Source organism: Methylophaga sp. (assembly GCF_030651745.1).
In genome coordinates this window covers 26,055-44,095 of the sequence record NZ_JAUSCC010000140.1, presented here as the reverse complement: position 1 = coordinate 44,095, position 18,041 = coordinate 26,055, and the positions used below count along the sequence as shown (strand labels likewise).

Sequence of the window (18,041 nt, the reverse complement as noted above, 5' to 3'; positions counted from 1 at the left end):
TTAGCCGATACCGCATCGAAAAGACAGCATTGTTAAACCAGATTGAGATGGTTGCGATTTATGGTGATATCACATGGATCGCCGAAATTATTGCGAACTGTAATATGGGCATAGGCAATAACTGCTATCCCGTTAACCCTTGAATAAGAGGTTTTTTATGGAACAGTTGGATCGTGACCTGGCCTTACGTATTGCACTTGCTTCACGTATTTTGCCCGGTGTTTCTGTCGGAGATCTGGTCAGCATATTACACGAACGTGTTGGCGCACCCTTAGACGATGAAAAACTCAAATCCGTGACAGTAACTAATTTGAAAACAGGCATAGGCAGTCACGATGGTGAAGAGGATGGTGAAGACATAGGTATCGGTCTTGAAAACATCAAATTAGCTGTGCGTTATCTTTGGGGGGAAGAGGCCGAAGATGAACAGATCCCAGAAATTCAACTGTATAAAGATGGTGATATTCCTGAATCGATACGTGTTGCTATTTCATCAAATAGTGGTGCTACATTAAATGGTCATTTCGGTTCCTGTCTGCGTTATCTGGTATATCAATTATCAAAAAATGACATGCGCTTGATTGATATTCGTTCTGCATTTGGGGCCGATGACTCGGATGATCGAAATCTATATAGAGTGAATTTGATTAAAGATTGCCATGTTGTTTTTGTGCAGTCTATTGGTGGTCCTGCGGCGGCGAAAGTGGTGCGAGCAGATATTTACCCGTTAAAAGTGCCTGATGTAATTGAAGCACCAGAGCAGCTAAAAATATTTCAGCAAGTCTTTGATTCCCCCCCACCGTGGTTTGCCAAGATCTTAGGTGTTTCACCTGAAGCACGTAAACGCTTTCACTATGAAGAAGCATAAAAGGAATAACAATGAGTGATTTGCATAGTCAATTTATGCCTCCTTATGCGGCCGGTGGTCTGGTGCCGATGGTTATCGAACAAACATCCCGTGGTGAACGTTCATTTGATATTTATTCACGTTTACTTAAAGAACGTGTGATATTTCTGGTGGGTCAAGTCGAAGACCATATGGCGAATTTAGTGGTGGCTCAATTATTGTTTTTAGAGTCTGAAAACCCTGATAAAGATATTCACCTCTATATCAATTCACCTGGTGGTTCGGTCACTGCTGGTATGGCGATTTATGACACCATGCAATTTATCAAACCTGATGTCAGTACGATGTGCATTGGTCAGGCAGCAAGTATGGGATCCTTGTTGTTGACTGCTGGCACAAAAGGTAAACGCTATAGTTTGCCTAATTCACGAGTGATGATTCATCAACCATTAGGTGGTTTTCAAGGTCAGGCATCTGATATCGCCATTCATGCTCAGGAAATCCTCAGTATTCGTGAAAAACTTAATCATATTCTGGCAACTCACACTGGGCAAAGCGTTGAAAAAATTAAACAAGATACCGATCGTGACAACTTCTTAACATCGTATGATGCTGTTGAATACGGACTGATTGATAACGTGATGGAAAACCGGGCTTTGCCTGAAGAGTCATAAACCGTTCAATTAGCCAGTTGGCTGCTGCAAATGCTATGGCAGTTGATGAGCAGTGATCAACGTAGTCAGTGTTCATGCCCGTCAATTTGTCACTGCTTGAATCAGTTCCAGTTCATCACCCCGCACCTGAGAATCTCACTGGTCAAACTGCTGTCACCATTAATTTGCCATAGTTTTAACTGACATCAAATGCACGTTGTCTTACTTGCTACATCCTTGAGAGTTTGTTTACATTCGTTGTGTGGCTTTTGCCTACATCACTACATTGAACCGTATTTATATCTTTATAAATCAACTGGATACATTAAATAATTTGCTGGCATCTATTTTGCTCATACCCTGTTATTAGATTGCAGGGGTGTTATGAAAACACGCGCGTGGTACAACAATTGGCAGCAATGTCCTGACAGGTTTTATCGGCATGTGACGCCAACGCCGCTAGATTCAGCCTACTTTATTCATTGCAATAAGCTAGTAGCCCAATCCTTAGGCTTGGATGTTGATACCGTTATGAGCCAAACGTCACTGGCTTGTTTTAATGGTGAAACAGTATTTCCTCAACTGCGACCTATCGCGACAGCTTATGCTGGACATCAATTTGGTATCTATACCGCAACTTTAGGTGATGGTCGTACCATTTTGCTGGGTCAAATAGAAGCCACTGATGGCCAATGCAATGATTTGCAGGTTAAAGGTGCCGGATTAACGCCATATTCTCGTGTTATGAATGGGCGCTATGCTTTGGCTGAGGCGATTCGTGAATATTTGGCAAGTGCTGCTTTAAAGGCGCTTGGTGTTCCCTCTGCCATGGGACTTTGCCTTATTGGCAGTAAGACTACACTTGATGAGAATGGCACTACAGCTGCTTTACTGGTAAGAGTTGCCACAACTCACATTCGTTTCGGTCATTTTGAATATTATTATCATCGCGATGATATTGATGGCTTAACAAGATTGTTTAACTTTGTGGTTGATCAGTATTTTCCTGAACTATTAAAACAAACCGTACGTGATCGACCTTTAATGTTCCTGGAAATCGTTATTGTTCGCACCGCGAAACTTATCGCACAGTGGCAAAGTCTTGGTTTCACACATGGGGTGATGAACACTGACAACATGGCAATCAGTGGCGATACATTAGACTTGGGCCCATATGGGTTTATAACGAATTATGATCCCCGGTTTTCGCCTAATACTTCAGATGAATTCGGTCGCTATCAATTTGATCAACAAGCAGACATAGGTCGCTGGAACTGCTTGGCATTAGCTCAGGCATTAACACCTTTGCTACCCAAACCTGTTGTACCTGCAAATTTATTACGCCTTTTTAGACAAACCTATCAACAGCACTATTTAGCATTGATGCGAGCCAAGTTAGGTTTACAACAAAACGAGCATCATGATGCTGAATTGATTTCAGCCTTACTTGCCATCATTAGTCAAACGAGGTGTGACTATAGTAATTTCTTTATCGACTTATCTCAGTTTTCAGCCGCCCCCAATGATGATAATCAGAGCTTATTTGAAACTGGTCAGCATCGAGCATTGCTTGAAAATTGGTTGCAACACTATCGCGCTCGTTTGGGGCGTGAATCACAATCTGAGTTACACCGACAAGCCATGATGAAAGCGGTTAATCCGCAGGTTATCTTGCGAGAAGATATGTTGAGTTCTGTTATTAAAGCAGCCAATAACGGAGACTTTTCAGAACTGATCAATGTGATGCATCAATTGCAAAATCCATTTCGTTACCACCAGGCAGACCTTGAACAACAGCCAGGCCAAGCAGTAGCCATGGGATCAGCAGTTTTTCAAAAATCAAACGAAGTCATGATGTAAGAGGAATAAGCGATGAAGTTGCAGATTGAAAAAAGTTACGTTGATGCAATGCTGATTGAGTTTCCTGCATTAACGCACCTTAAAGACCAATTGCGCTTTGGGAATAAAGCAGAAGTGTTATTTACCCATTTATCCGATGAGCAATTAGGCTTCTTACATACTCTGTATCAAGAGTCTGGTTCGTCCATGACCAGTCAGGCCGCATTGGTCAAAACGTTACAGCAGTCACGTCACGATGACGACATCAAATATGCGCAAGATGATCTGGAAAAACTCGTTCCAGCAATTACTCAATATTTGCTTAAAGATGCGTTAAAAGGCTGGTTATTTCAGGTTGATGCTTCTGGTGCGACCATGCCGTATTTGATCACACGCCTCGATTACACCCCGCCCGGAGAAGAAGATGCCGGGCGCATTTTGATTGAGCTTAAGGCAAACACGAAAGGCAAAATTGCTATTGAAAATCTGATTATAAGAACCAAAGATATCAATCATAATTCAATTAGCGAACTCTTTTTGATGAAGGGGTATATCAAGGAAACAGCTGAACTGATGGCGGCTTATGATGAATCAATAGGCCGTTATTTTGATTGGCGATCACGTTATGGCGAACAGTTTTCAGCCAGTGGTATAGGAATATACACCGATGATCCTGCAGCAACACATCGTAGCAGTGACTGGACTCGTAAAAACAGTGTTGTATTGTCTTCTGGTGGCGGTGAAGCGCGACTGGTTAATGATGAAGATATTTTGAGTGATCGTGTCTTAACTCTGGATGCCTCAGGCGATATTTTGGGTGGTTTCTTACGCCGTGCCGGTAAAAGTGCCCGTTATGATCTCGACATAGAAAAACAAGTCGAACAATCAAAAGCCGACATACCTAAGGGCTTATTCACCGAATTACCAGTACACGGTTATATCTTAATGTTTCATCTGGAACTGCATCATCATGTCTGGGTGCATGTAGATACGATGCAGCCTTACCAGTATCAACCTGAATTAAAAGACAAGCTGGTATTACCGGCCGAACAGATTGATTTAATTGACATCCTCACGGCAGAAATGGATGTGTTAATGGACGACATTGTTGCCGGAAAGTCTGGTGGCACTACCGTGTTATGTGCTGGCCCGGCTGGCGTGGGTAAAACCCTGACAGCAGAAGTCTATTCAGAAATCATCAAACGTCCACTTTATCGGGTTCATTCGGGTCAATTAGGTTTAAATGTGGCCGAAATGGAAAAAACCTTAAAAGAAACCCTGATACGTGCCCAACGGTGGGGGGCCGTCATGTTGATTGACGAGGCCGATGTTTATATCCGTAGACGTAGCGATAGTCTGGAATCAAATGCCGTTGTGGGCGTGTTTTTACGTGTGCTGGAATATTTTAATGGCCTGTTGTTTCTAACAACAAACCGCATCGATGATATTGATGAAGCCATTATTTCACGCTGTATTGCCATGATTAATTATCATCCACCACAACGGGAGGACAGGGTTAAAATCTGGCAAGTGATGGCAGATCAGTTTGGCCTTAATGTTGAACCGAAGCTTATTCCGGAACTTGCCGACATTTTCCCGAAGGCTACGGGGCGTGAAATTAAAGGTTTAACCAAACTGGCAGCCAAGTTCTGTCAACAAAAACGCTTGGATCCGACTCTGGATGTGTTTAAACGTTGTGCGGTGTTTCGAGGCATGGACTCATAATGAAAGCACATGTTGAGGCATGGTTGGCATGCCATTGCTTATCACCTCAACAGATTGATTGTGTTATTGCTGTTATGCTTAAAATTCTTGATGGCAAGTGCAAAATGAAAGCTGATGAGAAAGTCATTATGGCTGAGCTATACCAGCAAGTTAAGCATTTGCAGGGAATATTGCTGGGTAGTGAATGTCACCACCTTATCTCGGTTGCTGTGGCCGGCATGGATGAGGCCATGAAAAATAACCTCTATGAAATGCGGGTATTGGCTGAAACTCGAATTTCACGTCCCGTGATGAAAAAATTCAAAACTATGATTCGTGAGCAGGGATTAGTCGAAATAATAGCTTTGGAACATGAACAATGACCATGAAGTTTTATCAAACACCAGGTTCTGCAGAACGCTAATCCATATTTTGCTGGAAGTTGTCAGGGCACTTTAAAGCCATTGTTCTCGCTTTTATATGAGGAATGTTATGCGTGTATTAATACTTGGGGCAGGGGTGGTCGGGGTCAGCAGTGCTTATTATTTAGCAAAAAAAGGCTATGAAGTTACCGTTATTGATCGTGAACCGATGCCAGCAATGGAAACCAGTTATGCCAATGCCGGTCAAGTCTCACCTGGCTATTCTGCACCGTGGGCGGCCCCGGGAATTCCTCTAAAAGCATTAAAGTGGCTTTTTATTAAGGATGCACCACTCAGCATTAAGCCTGATGGCAGTTTGTGGCAATGGCAGTGGATGTATCAATTTTTACTTAACTGTAATGCGGCGAGTTATAACCGTAACAAAGAACGAATGGTGCGATTAGCTGAATATAGTCGTGATTGTTTGGATGACTTGCGTAACAATCTAGGCATTCAATATGAAGCCCGAAGCCAAGGCACACTACAACTGTTTCGTACTCAAAAACAACTTGATAGTGCTGAAAAAGACATCACCGTTTTACAACGATGTAATGTGCCATTTGAGTTATTGGATAGGGATGGCTGTGCACAAGCTGAACCTGCATTAGCATTGGTAAAAGAACGCTTGGTCGGTGGGCTTCGTTTATTAAAAGATGAAACTGGCGATTGCCAAATGTTCACAACTCATTTGGCGGAAGAAGCGATCAAACTTGGCGTGCAATTTCGTCAGAATGTCACCATTAAAAGTCTGTTGACGACCCAACAAGGCAAAATACAAGGTGTCTTTATTAATGATGGTGATGAGACTGAGCTATTGGACGCGGATCAATATGTGATCGCATTAGGTAGCTATTCGCGCCAATTGTTGCTGTCATTTGCTATTAAAATTCCGATCTACCCAGTTAAAGGCTATTCATTGACTATCCCTATAATTGATGCAAAAGCTTCTCCTGTCTCGACCGTTATGGATGAAACTTACAAAGTCGCAATTACCCGTTTTGATAATAGGATTAGGGTGGGGGGAATGGCTGAATTAGTAGGGTTTAACTTAACACTTGATCAACGACGGCGTCGGACTCTGGAAATGGTGACAGAAAGTTTATTTCCTTATGGTGGTGACATTGCCAGCGCCGATTTCTGGACAGGTTTGCGTCCGATGACACCAGATGGAACACCGATCATAGGCCGGGTATCTGATAAACCAGAGCATGCCAATCTTTGGCTTAATACCGGACATGGCACATTAGGTTGGACAATGGCGTGTGGTTCGGCTCAGATTTTGGCGGATTTAGTCGCGAATCAGTCACCAGAAATTTATGCTGATGATCTTAATTTAAGTCGATATCACTAGTTTTTAACACTGGAAAACAGACAACGCTGATAAGCCATTGCAACGTTGTAGGGCCATAACAATATCGTCAGTAATAAAGTCGAGTCTCGTCCCCGGAAAACATCTTGAGAATGGGTCGGGCCGGGCACATCTTGTTCATCATACACTTGGAATCTCAGACAACTTCAACCGTAACATCTGTGCTTAACAGTTGAGGTAAGATGCCAGCCAACCAGACTTTTATGCGTTCATCAGTCAAATCAGCCTGACCACGTTGATCGAGCACTAAGCCAACAAATTCACCATCAATGATCGCATCAGAATGATTAAATTGATAACCATCAGTAGCCCAGCGGCCGATAATATCAGCGCCATTCCCATAAAACAGTTGATACAGTTTTATCAATGAGCTGGCAAACCGATCGGGGTAACGTTCTTGATGACCTAAACCAAACAGAGCGACTTTTTTACCTTTAAGGCTATAACTCTCTAAATGAGGAGCAAACTCAGCCCAATTAGCTTCGAGGCAATCAACCGCCCGCCCGGGTAAATCACCAATCCCGTAACTTGGGGTACCTACAATCAGAACATCATATTGCACCAGTTCATCAGGACTGGTGCGATTAATATTTTTAGGTTTATCAGCGAGTTGGTCACCTAACTGATTATAGATTTTTTTGGCGACTAAACGTGTGCTACCCGTTTCTGTTCCGAAAAAAATACCAATTTTGCTCATACATCACCTTTTCAATACGCAATAACAGTGTATGAGCAAAATAAATGCCAGTCGCTGAGCGATGGTATGTTATTGATTTATATAAAAATGACGACAAATAAATGTTGCGTTACAGACAAAAAAACATAATGAATGTAAGCAAGCTCTCAAAGATGTCAGTAACAAGACATCGTAACGTTCAATGTCTGTTAGATGTTGGACAAACTAATCGGGGCAGCTCAACAGACCCTAGATGTCAGTCTGTTAACTCAAAATGAATAGTAACGATGGAAATAAGTTGTTCGAGGCTCAGGTTTTCATTTTCCCCAATGATGTCGTTTTCGGGCAGGGGATATTTCAAATCGACAGCATATTTATCGAGCGGTTGGGCAAAGGTATAGACATAAACGCTGATGTCAGGATTAGTCGCTGAATAAATTTCTACAGCTTGAAATTGTTGACTGTCTCCATCCAGATAAAACATGTTTTCGCCATAACGGTGCACTAATTCGATTAAAAACAGTTTAATGGCTACGGCTTTGTTAATGGCCCAAACGTTCATCGCTTAGTCTTTTCTTAAGAGGGTTGGAGCCGCCATAAAAAAGTGAATGAAATACGCTTGAATGCGGTGGATAAGGTATAAGCAGACTGCCAAACTTCCAAATGCCAACAAAGCAGCGATGGTTTCATTAGTCTCAGCTGAACTTGCATCGTATAGGCCGACGATGATTAGCATAATGATGATTGGTAATAAATAAAGCAGTATCGATGCTCGCAATACCCCTGTTTCACTGATACTGATAACAACGGTGTCTCCTACGTTTACTGGAATCGTGGAGCTAAGTTGCATTTGTCTTCGCGGTAATAGTTTGGTGTATAACGATGAGGCACAAGATGATTTTTGTGCGCATTGTTCACAGGCACTCGTTTGCAGGCTTTCGACAGTGATACGATTGCCATCAACACGTTTCACCTTAACCTGTTGTTCAATCATCTTGTTAGCATGCTCATAATGATTTTAATCATAGCCCAAGCGATCTCATGTGATTGCTTATCATTGAATTTGTAACAAACCATTCTGGTCAGCATTCGCGCCTTGTATTTCCTGCCATTTTTCCGGTGTATAGGTTTTTACAGTGACAGCATGTAACCGCCCGGAGCTTAATGGTGCTTCCAATGCTGCCATCACACCTTGTTGCTGTTTGACCATGGTTAAACCTTCAAACAGTGAACTCACAACTGTAACTTCTAAATAACAACCTTCACCATTGATATAAACAGTGGCATCGTCATAATCAGCTTTGATTAAGCGTTCAATCTCGCCGACTGAAATGATTTCTCTGTCATCACTGTCTGCAACAGCTTCTTGTAATGCCGGTAGCAATAAACCTTCTGCGGCCATTGATTCAATGATGTCACTGCCGCCAACAAGTTCACCACGGATAAATAATTGTGGGAAAGTCGGCCAGCGTGAAATTTTGGGTAGGCCTTCTCGAATAAAAGGTGAAGCTAATACATTTACAAAAGCAAAGGGAATACCGGTTGCTTTTAACGCCGCAACTGCTTTGCCTGAAAAACCACATTCAGGATTGTCGGGCACACCTTTCATGTACAGGATAATGGGATTTTCACTTAACTGTCTTTCAATCTTTTGTTGTGTATTCATGGTTTATTCCAGTTTGCCAGGCGGGTTTATACAGCGACTTGTTGTTCAGTATTTTCACTATGAATAAGTTCTATTTCTGCTTCACCTTTAACAACTTGTTCACTAATCAGGCAGGTTTCAATACCGTGCTGTGAAGGTAATTCGAACATCGTTTTTCGTAGGATTTGTTCCATAATGCTACGCAAACCACGGGCACCGGTATCGCGATCAATAGCTTTTTCTGCAATGGCAATTAATGCCTCGTCAGTGAATTCCAGAGCAACGCCTTCGTAGGCAAAGAGTTGTTGATATTGTCTGACTAAGGCATTTTTGGGCTCGGTTAACACCTGTATCAGTGCATCAACATCAAGTGGTTCTAGTGGTGCCAGAACAGGGAAGCGGCCAATAAACTCCGGAATCAAACCAAAGCGTTTCAAGTCTTCAGGTTCAGTGGCATTAAGCATGTCTTCTATATCAGGTTTAAGATCAGGATTACTCACCGTTGCGTGAAATCCAATAGCCGTATCTTTAGGCAGCAAGCGTTTTTGTACGTGTTTTTCAAGTTCAGGGAATGCACCACCGGCAATAAACAGAATATTGCTGGTATCAATGACCGTGTGGTCAGCGTTGCTGCCGTCTTTTCTGCGACTTTTACTGGTGACTTTTACCTGTGAACCTTCAACAAGCCTTAACAACGCCTGCTGAACACCTTCTCCAGAAACATCACGGGTACCATAGTGTGATTCTGGACTACGGGCTATCTTGTCAATTTCATCAATATAGACGATGCCCCATTCAGCTTTTTCGACCTGACCTTCAGCAACATCCAGTAGGCGAACCAGAATGTTTTCGACATCATCACCGACATAACCTGCTTGAGTCAGTGTTGTTGCATCGGCAATAACAAAAGGCACACCAACAATTTTAGCCAAGGTACTGGCGAGTAGGGTTTTACCTGTACCGGATGGACCAATTAACAGCAGATTAGACTTACCAATTTCTACGTCTTTATCAAGTTTGCCTAGACCGTTATCGCCATTATCAAATTTAAGACGTTTAAAATGGTTATAAACAGCTACAGCAAGGATTTCTTTGGCCAGATCTTGCCCAATGACATACTGATCCAGCATGTCTTTAATCTCTTTGGGTTTGCGTAGGGGCTCTTGCATTTCATTAAGCACTTTTTTACGGCCCCAACTGTTGACAACCTGGCTTGCCAGGTTGACGCAAGCTTCACATATATAACCATCGGTCCCTGCAATAAGAGGTGTTGAAGGGGATTGCACTACATCACAAAATGAACAGTGTTTTAAATCTTTCTCAGCCATAATCCAACCTCTTTTTAATCAGTTATTTGTTTATGTGGTGTCACTGGTGGCAAACTTGCCAGCCATGCACGTTGGCAATTGCGTTGCGAACGTTCTTGCATCAGTTTCAGAATTTTTGGTTTCGCTTTCTTCATCGAAATAGTTTCAGCGTGTGCAATGTTGTTACATTTCACAATATGGAAACCGACTTCACTTTCAAGAACATCGCTGATCTGGCCCTTTTTCAATGTAAACAACACAGCATCAATTTCCGGATAGAGTTGCCCTTTAGGAAATGTGCCGAGTTCACCCCCTTGCAAGGCACTGGGACATTCCGAATGTAACATCGCTAAATCAGCAAATTTATAGGGAGTTTTTTGTAAACTTCTGGCAATGCTTGTAATGCGGGACAATGCTTTATCACGTTGATTTTCCGTATATTCATCATTGATAGTAATGAGGATATGACTGGCATTTCGACGTTCAGGTCGGCGGAATTTTTCTGGGTGTAGATGATAAAAAATACCAACTTCTACATCAGAGATACGAGCGCTTTTAGAGCCAACAATATTGAGCACATTCTCTACTTTACATTGACGTTTCAAGGCTTCTCTCAAAGAGGTGATATCAAGCTCGTTTTGTTGAAGAACGAACAGAAAACTTTCTTCATCTTCAAAGCGTTCACGAATCTGCTGTACGGCTTTTTCTACTTCTATGTCATTAACAACAACCGATTCGGCTTCTTTTGACGTTAATACTCTTAATTCCAGATCATGTTCGTTACGAGCTTGCTGTTTGATGATCTCTAGCTCTTCATCATCTAAATCTCCAGGGGTGCGTTTGAAGATTGCCAATGCCGAACGCAATAAACTGTAACTATCAATATCTGATTTTTTTACTGCTGTAGTCATAATGTCTCCGAATTACTCGGTGTTTTTCCCGGTTAACCCTGGTTCTAACGATGGTTCAGGTATTTGCAATGTGATGCCAGGAAAACGCACGTGATAGAGAATGGGATCTGAATCCCTAATGACTTTTTCGATCTCACCTTCGGTACCTTTGGCAACACGTACTTCGCCATCAATGGAAAAATCAAAGGCACTAAGCACCTTGTCCCTGAACTCAAAAATACTTGGGTTCCAGGGTTCATCGGCACCGATAAGCTCTTCAAGCCGACAGCCCACCATGCGTCCTTCATCTAGAAAATGCACGGTGTAAATAATCTGATCTTGCAAGAATGTACCCACTTCAATGACATTGCCTATACAACCCCGGCGTATTAGTAGCTCACCTATTTCCTTACCGGGATAGGTCCCATCATTTCGTACATTGCGTGTGATACGGACTGCTTCACCATAGTCAAAGCGGCCTTCATCATAACGATCGGGGTTCATGACTGAATGTCTTCCAATGCAACAAAGGCTGTTTGTGGTTCGCCCATTTTGAAGACCTTAAATACTTTTTCAGTTTGTGCATCAGACGTAACAAAATCGTTGTATGCCTGAAGTAAAAGCTTGGTATATATCGCTTTTTGTAATTCTTCATCATCAGGTATGGCATCGGCTGACTGTGAAAGATAGTCATGGAAACGTTGCAGAATATGCAAGCGGTTAACATGAACAATATGTTGGTCGTAATCCAATTTGAAATAATTCAAAAAGTCTTCTGCTGACTCCAAATCTTCTAAATCATCTTCAAAACTCATCATTTCGTCCGCCTCTAAAATTTAAAATCGAGTCAAGTAATGCACTTGAACGTAAATTAGGCTAGTTGTTACTGCTCATAATTTAGCCAAGGTTATAGATATTGTTATTTTCATTAATCTTTCGATTAACGATGTCCAGTAAACCACTGGCTCCAATGCGGTTTTCCTGATCGAGTCCATTAAGTTTTTCAAAAATTTGTTTACTGGTATCTAAATCGTGCAATCGCATTTTGAGAAACCCTATGGATTTAAGCGTGAATAAATAAAGCCGTATCCAGGTTAATTGGTCTTTGGGAGCAGACGTTATTGCGTCACCATCGATTTGTTGCCAATCTGTCGGAAAATCAATATTGCTGGCTATGATCTTCAAGGCTTTCTCAGAGGTGAGAAGGGCTTCAGACAATCGATGTTGGTAGTAATAAAATCGATTTAATGCCACCAAGACATTGAGCGAATCTGGGGCATGAAAAAATGCCTTTAATAACGGTAATTCAGCATCACCATCTGCATAGGATGAGCCTGCTTGTTGAATCAACTGCTGTACTTCAACACTGTCTTCTTTTTGAAAGTACAATTCAGCTGTTGGATCAAAGTCGAGTAGTAAGTCCATTGTTAACCTACCGCCTTTTCCAAAATAGCCGGTTCGGATTGGCTTTTGCAGACATCGTCAGCTTCACACCGCTCACAGGATTCGTCCGGTTTAACGGCAAAGTTTTTTTGAGCAGCTTCAAGCTTATCGATACGTTCTATTAAGCAACTAATCGCCTTGCCAACAGGATCTGGCACCAGATGGTGATCAAGGTCGATACCGTTATCAAGCTTAATTTTTAAGCCTTTACGTTGAATAATCCGCCCCGGAATACCAATCACGGTGCAGCATGCAGGTACATCTTTAACAACGACTGAGTTCGCCCCAACGCGAACACTGTCGCCAAGCGTGATATTGCCAAGAATTTTGGCACCGGCACCGACGAGCACTGAATTACCCAAGGTTGGGTGACGTTTTTCTTTGTTCCACGTTGTGCCCCCCAATGTCACACCATGATAAAGCGTGACATCATCACCAATAACAGCGGTTTCACCAATGACGACTCCTGCACCGTGGTCGATGAATAAACGATGTCCAATAGTTGCCCCAGGGTGGATATCAACATTACTTATGGTGCGGCATAAAAATGCCAGGAAGCGGGCTAAACCAAAGAATTCTGCTTGCCATAATCGATGGGTTAACCGATTGACTAAAAGTGCATGCACACCGGGATAGGTAAGTAAGATCTCAAATGTATTACGTGCTGCCGGATCACGGTCGAATACACATTTTATGTCTTCAGACCATTGGCTCCATAAGGATTGACGTGATGGACTGGCGTTCATGACTCAGTCACTCTTCAGAAAAGTGATGTTCCAGATAGTTGTTCCGGTCGGAATGCTGGAAAGTTTATAAGAGGCATCAGAGTATTTAATTCTGGAAAACAAACGATAGAGTTTGTCGACCAACAATTCTTTGTGTTGCTCAAGGCGTGTTGCTTGATCCCATTTCTGAACAGTTGCCATGATGACTACCTCCTAAAATACAGCTAAAAATTCGTTCAGTTCTTGCTGTTGTGGAGACCGTTTATGATCTGCCACAAATTGCCTCACTACGGGTAACAACAAACTGGCCTGCATTTTGTTTAGTGTGATGCCAATTTGCTGATAGGCGTGAATAATGCCTTTGCTGCCTGAATGCTTACCCAAAATAAGTTGGTGTTGACGGCCAACTATTGCTGGGTCAATTCCTTGATAATTGAGAGGGTTTTTTAAAAATCCATCAACATGAATGCCGGCTTCATGGCTGAATACATCACGGCCGATCAGGCTTTTACGACTTCCAATCGTGTCACCCGAAGCTTTTGCTACAAAATCAGATAGGGCACTGAAATTGTGTAGTTCAATATTGGTGTCGATGTTGTAGAGTTGTTTTAATCCAACCACAATTTCTTCTAATGCCGCGTTGCCTGCACGTTCGCCCAAACCATTAACAGTTGTATTCACATGGCTGGCACCAGCAACGACAGCCGCCAAGGTATTAGCCGTGGCCAGACCCAAATCATCATGAGCATGCATTTCGATTTCAAGATCAGTAATGGCACGCAACCGACGTATTGATTCAAACACCCTGAAGGGCTCCATAATGCCGACAGTGTCAGCAAAGCGAATACGCTTGGCACCAGCGTTTTGTGCTGTTTCTGTCATTAATGCCAGGAAGTCAGGATCAGCACGAGAGGCATCTTCCATACCAACGGACACATCAAAGCCAAAATCCAATACCTTGCTAACATGATGGTGCAAGGTTTTTAAAACCCAATCACGTGATTTAGCAAGTTTGTGCTGAATATGCTGATCTGAAGCGGAAATGGATAAATCCACCATATCTGCTTTGATATGACGACAAAATTCGATGTCTTTGTCCGTCATACGTGACCAAACCACTAATGAGCATGGCAAGTTCAAGTCTGCGATGGCATTAATTTCATCACATTCCTGGGCTCCCATAGCAGGGATCCCGATTTCTAATTCAGGTACCCCCATACTGACCAGGCTCGATGCTATGGTGATCTTTTCCTCGAGAGAAAACACAACTCCGGCAGACTGTTCACCATCTCGTAGGGTGGTGTCGTCAATGGTGACTGTGCGAACTTGACTAGTCATGGCGTAATTAAGCGTAAGTAGGTGCAAAGGCTTTTTCAGGATCGGTCACCGGCTCATTGTTCACGCTATCCCAATAGGGTGAGAGTTTGCGTAGCGTGGCAACGATTTGTGGCACAGCTTCAATTACAGCTTCCATTTCTTCCATTGTGTTGTAGCGAGACAATGAGAAGCGAATCGTGCCATGTGCCGCCGTGTAAGGAATATCCATTGCACGCATTACATGAGAAGGTTCTAAAGAACCGGATGTACACGCTGAACCGCTTGATGCTGCAATACCGGCTTTGTTAAGCAGCATCAAGATGGCTTCACCTTCAATATACTCAAACGCAATATCAGTGGTATTAGGTAAGCGGTTTGTTATATCACCCGTGGCAAAACAATACGGTACTGAATCAAGGATTCCTTGTTCCAGACGGTCACGCATTGCTTTAACGTGAGTGTTTTCAAATTCAATATGTTCTTGGGCGAGTTCACAGGCTTTCCCTAAGGCGACTATTGAGGCGGTGTTTTCAGTTCCGGCACGACGTCCGCGTTCTTGATGACCACCACGAAGCAAGGGTCTGTAACGGGTACCGCGACGAAGATAAAGCACACCAATACCTTTAGGCGCATGTAATTTATGGCCTGAAATAGACAACATATCAATTTTGGTATCTTGCAGATTCATGGGGATTTTACCGACCGCTTGCACTGCATCAGTGTGAAACATAATGCCTGCTGCATTGGCCATCTCTGCCATTTCAACAACTGGGAAAATGGTGCCGGATTCATTGTTAGCCCACATCACAGATACGATAGCGACCTTATCTGTTAGCAGCTTTTTGTATTCATTGAGATCCAGTCGACCCACCTTGTCAACTTTCATACGATGAATGGTGTAGCCGTCTTTTTCCAGATAGTCACATAGGCTTAGAATCGCAGGGTGTTCAACCACCGTGGTGATAATTTCTTTACGTTCTGGTTGTGCTTTTAACGCTGACAAAATGGCAGTTGAATCAGACTCTGTACCACAGGATGTGAACACGATTTCTGAATCATGCTCGGCACCAATAAGCGCCTGAACTTGCTGACGAGCTTTTTTCAGGGCTTTACCCACACCATCAGCAAACTTGTGGATGGAAGATGGATTACCAAATTGTTCTGTGAAAAATGGCAACATCTCTTCAACCACTGATGGATCGACCATGGTGGTTGCATTATTGTCGAGGTAGATATCTGACCTAACAAGGGGTTGTTGTACTTTCATATACGCCTCTCTTGTAATCTAAAAAAGCACCTGTCAAGGCACGAGGAATAAAGTTTAGTTGTGCTAAATGTATGACGAGTAACACAGAGAGGGGCTGTTTCAGATACAACCTTGCGGACTGGCGCAATTTTTTATGTAGAGTTCCTACATTGTGTGCCTTACAGCTTGTTAAGCACAAAAACAGCAACCAGGTGAGGCGTATATGAAAGAGCATCTACCCCTAGGCTCCTGCAGCAATTTGTGTAGGCATTTGTGATGCTGGAACGACTTTGAAGAATTCACCTAAATCTTCAATCAAACGTTGTTGAACACCACCAAGTGTTGCAGAAGCCATTTGGCATCCACTACACGCACCAATCATATTGACGTAAACCGTATTGCCAACGACGTCTACCAGTTCAACGTCACCACCATCGGCTTTTAGCATAGGACGCATGCTTTCCAGCACCATTTCAATCCTTTTGATTTTTTGCACGGTGGTCAAAGGTGCTACTGCTGGTGTCGATTTAGCAGCAGGTGCTGCAGGTTTAGCTGTCGCATCAAATGATTCACCACGGACAGCTAATACATCAGCCAGTATTTCTTCAATGCCTTCATGGCAAGAGCTACAGCCGCCACCAGCCTTGGTATAGTTAGTGACTTCTTCAACGGTGCTCAGATTATTTTTAATGATGACATCACGAATCATCGGTTCATCAACAGCAAAACACCTGCAAATTAATGCACCTTCTTCATGATCATCTTTCCACACTTCACCACGGTAGTTTGCAACTGCTGCCTGTAAGGCTTCACGGCCCATTACGGAACAGTGCATTTTTTCAGGTGGCAATCCTTCCAGTTCATCTGCAATATCCTGGTTAGTGACTTCCAGTGCCTGATCAACCGTCATCCCTTTAATGATTTCAGTTAATACTGATGATGAAGCAATGGCAGAACCACAACCAAAGGTCTGAAAACCTGCGTCTTCAATGATTTCAGTTTCATCATTAACCCTTAATGTCAGGCGCAATGCGTCACCACAACTGATAGAACCTACCTCACCGATGGCATTCGCATTTTCAACAGCACCGGCATTCTTAGGGTTGAAAAAATGATCTTTAACTTTGTCTGAATAATCCCACATGTCGATTTCCTCTATATCTTAAGAACAGGTTTTGGTAGGTTGACCATTATCTTCAGTTGAAAATGATGTACCGCAAGCACAGCTTTTAACTGCATTCGGGTTAGTGAATTTGAAGCCGGAACCATCTAAGCTATCGACAAAATCAACTGTCATACCATCAAGCATGGGCATGCTTTCTGCATCAATTAATACTTTTACTGCACCGTATTCTGTAACCGTGTCGTTCTCACCAGCCTGATCCTCCAAACGGAGACCATACTGCATACCAGAACACCCGCCATCAGTTACTTCGATGCGTAATCCGGCAGTGGGTTTGTTAGCACTCTCGAGATAGCGGCTTACAGCAGTAATGGCGTTTTGGGTCAATGTAATCATGTTTATCTCCTGCAAAATGGCTTGGCACTGTTTTTGTAATTACCCTTTTGCAACCAGTGTGCCATCTCGAAAATAAACTGTAAGGTGCTGATTTTGATAAATAATGTGTTCGTATTGTTTTGGAGCTAACAGGACATAAATAACAATTCAGATGTTTTTGTAAGATTTACTACAAAGGGGAAAGCGATGAAATTTGAAGATTTGGAAATTGGGGATGTGGTCTATGCAGCCCATGATATTGTTGACGATGGCTCAATGCCTGACAAAGAAATGGGGGATATCCTGGCAGAGAAAGGTTCACGTGGTGTGGTTGTAAATTTAGGTCATCTGGAAGAGCAACCCACCACAGCAGTGTTTCTTGTTCGATTTGAAAACGAAGCGTTAGTTTTAGGCAGCCCGATTGGTTGTTTAAAAGAGGATTTAAAACTTGAAGCTTAAA

Annotated in this window: 23 protein-coding genes and 1 pseudogene; 7 read left to right on the top strand and 17 right to left on the bottom strand. The window is 42.7% G+C overall.

Going from position 1 to position 18,041, the window contains the following annotated elements:
* Positions 1–157 precede the first annotated feature (157 nt).
* The 6 genes from Q7V21_RS15885 to Q7V21_RS15860 all read left to right on the top strand — a co-directional run bounded on the left by Q7V21_RS15885 (position 158) and on the right by Q7V21_RS15860 (position 6,816).
* Entirely contained in the window at positions 158–868 is a 711-nt protein-coding gene (locus Q7V21_RS15885; RefSeq protein ID WP_304918209.1) for a dinitrogenase iron-molybdenum cofactor biosynthesis protein, read from the top strand.
* An 11-nt stretch (positions 869–879) separates the two neighbouring features.
* Entirely contained in the window at positions 880–1,521 is a 642-nt protein-coding gene (gene clpP, locus Q7V21_RS15880; RefSeq protein WP_304918208.1) for an ATP-dependent Clp endopeptidase proteolytic subunit ClpP, read from the top strand.
* A gap of 363 nt (positions 1,522–1,884) precedes the next feature.
* A complete protein-coding gene (locus Q7V21_RS15875; RefSeq protein ID WP_304918207.1) occupies positions 1,885–3,360 on the top strand; it encodes a protein adenylyltransferase SelO family protein in 1,476 nt (491 codons plus the stop codon).
* Between the two features lie 12 nt (positions 3,361–3,372).
* Positions 3,373–5,064 (top strand): AAA family ATPase, encoded by a 1,692-nt coding sequence (locus Q7V21_RS15870; RefSeq protein WP_304918206.1) that lies wholly within the window; start codon positions 3,373–3,375, stop codon positions 5,062–5,064.
* Entirely contained in the window at positions 5,064–5,426 is a 363-nt protein-coding gene (locus Q7V21_RS15865; RefSeq protein WP_304918205.1) for a hypothetical protein, read from the top strand. The genes Q7V21_RS15870 and Q7V21_RS15865 overlap by 1 nt, the downstream gene beginning before the upstream one ends.
* Positions 5,427–5,535: 109 nt before the next feature.
* Positions 5,536–6,816: a D-amino acid dehydrogenase gene (locus Q7V21_RS15860; protein WP_304918204.1), complete on the top strand. Its 1,281-nt coding sequence runs from the start codon at positions 5,536–5,538 to the stop codon at positions 6,814–6,816.
* Here Q7V21_RS15860 and Q7V21_RS15855 read toward each other — a convergent pair.
* From Q7V21_RS15855 to Q7V21_RS15775, 17 genes and pseudogenes are all read right to left on the bottom strand, one after another.
* On the bottom strand, positions 6,813–6,962 hold the full coding sequence (locus Q7V21_RS15855; RefSeq protein WP_304918203.1) for a hypothetical protein: 150 nt from the start codon (positions 6,960–6,962) through the stop codon (positions 6,813–6,815). The genes Q7V21_RS15860 and Q7V21_RS15855 overlap by 4 nt on opposite strands.
* An 8-nt stretch (positions 6,963–6,970) precedes the next feature.
* Positions 6,971–7,531 carry a flavodoxin gene (locus Q7V21_RS15850; RefSeq protein WP_304918202.1) on the bottom strand — a complete coding sequence of 187 codons (561 nt, stop codon included), beginning with the start codon at positions 7,529–7,531 and terminating at the stop codon, positions 6,971–6,973.
* A gap of 235 nt (positions 7,532–7,766) precedes the next feature.
* Positions 7,767–8,072 carry a hypothetical protein gene (locus Q7V21_RS15845; RefSeq protein ID WP_304918201.1) on the bottom strand — a complete coding sequence of 102 codons (306 nt, stop codon included), beginning with the start codon at positions 8,070–8,072 and terminating at the stop codon, positions 7,767–7,769.
* Positions 8,073–8,075: 3 nt separating this feature from the next.
* Positions 8,076–8,504 (bottom strand): SoxR reducing system RseC family protein, encoded by a 429-nt coding sequence (locus Q7V21_RS15840; protein ID WP_304918200.1) that lies wholly within the window; start codon positions 8,502–8,504, stop codon positions 8,076–8,078.
* Positions 8,505–8,564: 60 nt separating this feature from the next.
* Positions 8,565–8,912 carry a BolA family protein gene (locus Q7V21_RS15835; protein ID WP_304918270.1) on the bottom strand — a complete coding sequence of 116 codons (348 nt, stop codon included), beginning with the start codon at positions 8,910–8,912 and terminating at the stop codon, positions 8,565–8,567.
* Positions 8,892–9,176 (bottom strand): annotated as a pseudogene (grxD, locus tag Q7V21_RS15830) (Grx4 family monothiol glutaredoxin); the annotation flags it as partial. The gene Q7V21_RS15835 and the pseudogene grxD, both read right to left, overlap by 21 nt.
* 26 nt (positions 9,177–9,202) lie before the next feature.
* Positions 9,203–10,483, bottom strand: a complete 1,281-nt coding sequence (clpX, locus tag Q7V21_RS15825; protein ID WP_304918199.1) for an ATP-dependent Clp protease ATP-binding subunit ClpX — start codon at positions 10,481–10,483, stop codon at positions 9,203–9,205.
* A 14-nt stretch (positions 10,484–10,497) separates the two neighbouring features.
* On the bottom strand, positions 10,498–11,373 hold the full coding sequence (gene nifM / locus Q7V21_RS15820; protein WP_304918198.1) for a nitrogen fixation protein NifM: 876 nt from the start codon (positions 11,371–11,373) through the stop codon (positions 10,498–10,500).
* Positions 11,374–11,385: 12 nt separating this feature from the next.
* On the bottom strand, positions 11,386–11,856 hold the full coding sequence (locus tag Q7V21_RS15815; protein WP_304918197.1) for a nitrogen fixation protein NifZ: 471 nt from the start codon (positions 11,854–11,856) through the stop codon (positions 11,386–11,388).
* Positions 11,853–12,170, bottom strand: a complete 318-nt coding sequence (gene nifW, locus Q7V21_RS15810; protein WP_304918196.1) for a nitrogenase-stabilizing/protective protein NifW — start codon at positions 12,168–12,170, stop codon at positions 11,853–11,855. The genes Q7V21_RS15815 and nifW overlap by 4 nt, the downstream gene beginning before the upstream one ends.
* 79 nt (positions 12,171–12,249) lie before the next feature.
* Entirely contained in the window at positions 12,250–12,777 is a 528-nt protein-coding gene (locus Q7V21_RS15805) for a hypothetical protein (protein ID WP_304918195.1), read from the bottom strand.
* Between the two features lie 2 nt (positions 12,778–12,779).
* Complete coding sequence (cysE, locus tag Q7V21_RS15800; RefSeq protein ID WP_304918194.1) at positions 12,780–13,541, bottom strand: serine O-acetyltransferase; 762 nt, start codon at positions 13,539–13,541, stop codon at positions 12,780–12,782.
* Positions 13,542–13,544: 3 nt separating this feature from the next.
* Positions 13,545–13,721 carry a hypothetical protein gene (locus tag Q7V21_RS15795; RefSeq protein WP_304918193.1) on the bottom strand — a complete coding sequence of 59 codons (177 nt, stop codon included), beginning with the start codon at positions 13,719–13,721 and terminating at the stop codon, positions 13,545–13,547.
* Positions 13,722–13,733: 12 nt separating this feature from the next.
* Positions 13,734–14,858, bottom strand: coding sequence for a homocitrate synthase (gene nifV, locus Q7V21_RS15790; protein ID WP_304918192.1), 1,125 nt, complete (start codon positions 14,856–14,858; stop codon positions 13,734–13,736).
* Positions 14,859–14,865: 7 nt separating this feature from the next.
* Positions 14,866–16,104, bottom strand: a complete 1,239-nt coding sequence (gene nifS / locus Q7V21_RS15785; RefSeq protein WP_304918191.1) for a cysteine desulfurase NifS — start codon at positions 16,102–16,104, stop codon at positions 14,866–14,868.
* Positions 16,105–16,324: 220 nt separating this feature from the next.
* The gene (gene nifU, locus Q7V21_RS15780) at positions 16,325–17,227 is read right to left on the bottom strand and encodes a Fe-S cluster assembly protein NifU (RefSeq protein ID WP_304918190.1); all 903 of its coding nucleotides are present in this window, start codon (positions 17,225–17,227) and stop codon (positions 16,325–16,327) included.
* A gap of 18 nt (positions 17,228–17,245) precedes the next feature.
* On the bottom strand, positions 17,246–17,602 hold the full coding sequence (locus tag Q7V21_RS15775) for an iron-sulfur cluster assembly accessory protein (protein WP_304918189.1): 357 nt from the start codon (positions 17,600–17,602) through the stop codon (positions 17,246–17,248).
* 186 nt (positions 17,603–17,788) lie between these two features.
* On the opposite strand from Q7V21_RS15775, the gene Q7V21_RS15770 reads away from it, so the two are divergent.
* Positions 17,789–18,040 (top strand): nitrogen fixation protein NifZ, encoded by a 252-nt coding sequence (locus tag Q7V21_RS15770; RefSeq protein ID WP_304918188.1) that lies wholly within the window; start codon positions 17,789–17,791, stop codon positions 18,038–18,040.
* Position 18,041 lies beyond the last annotated feature (1 nt).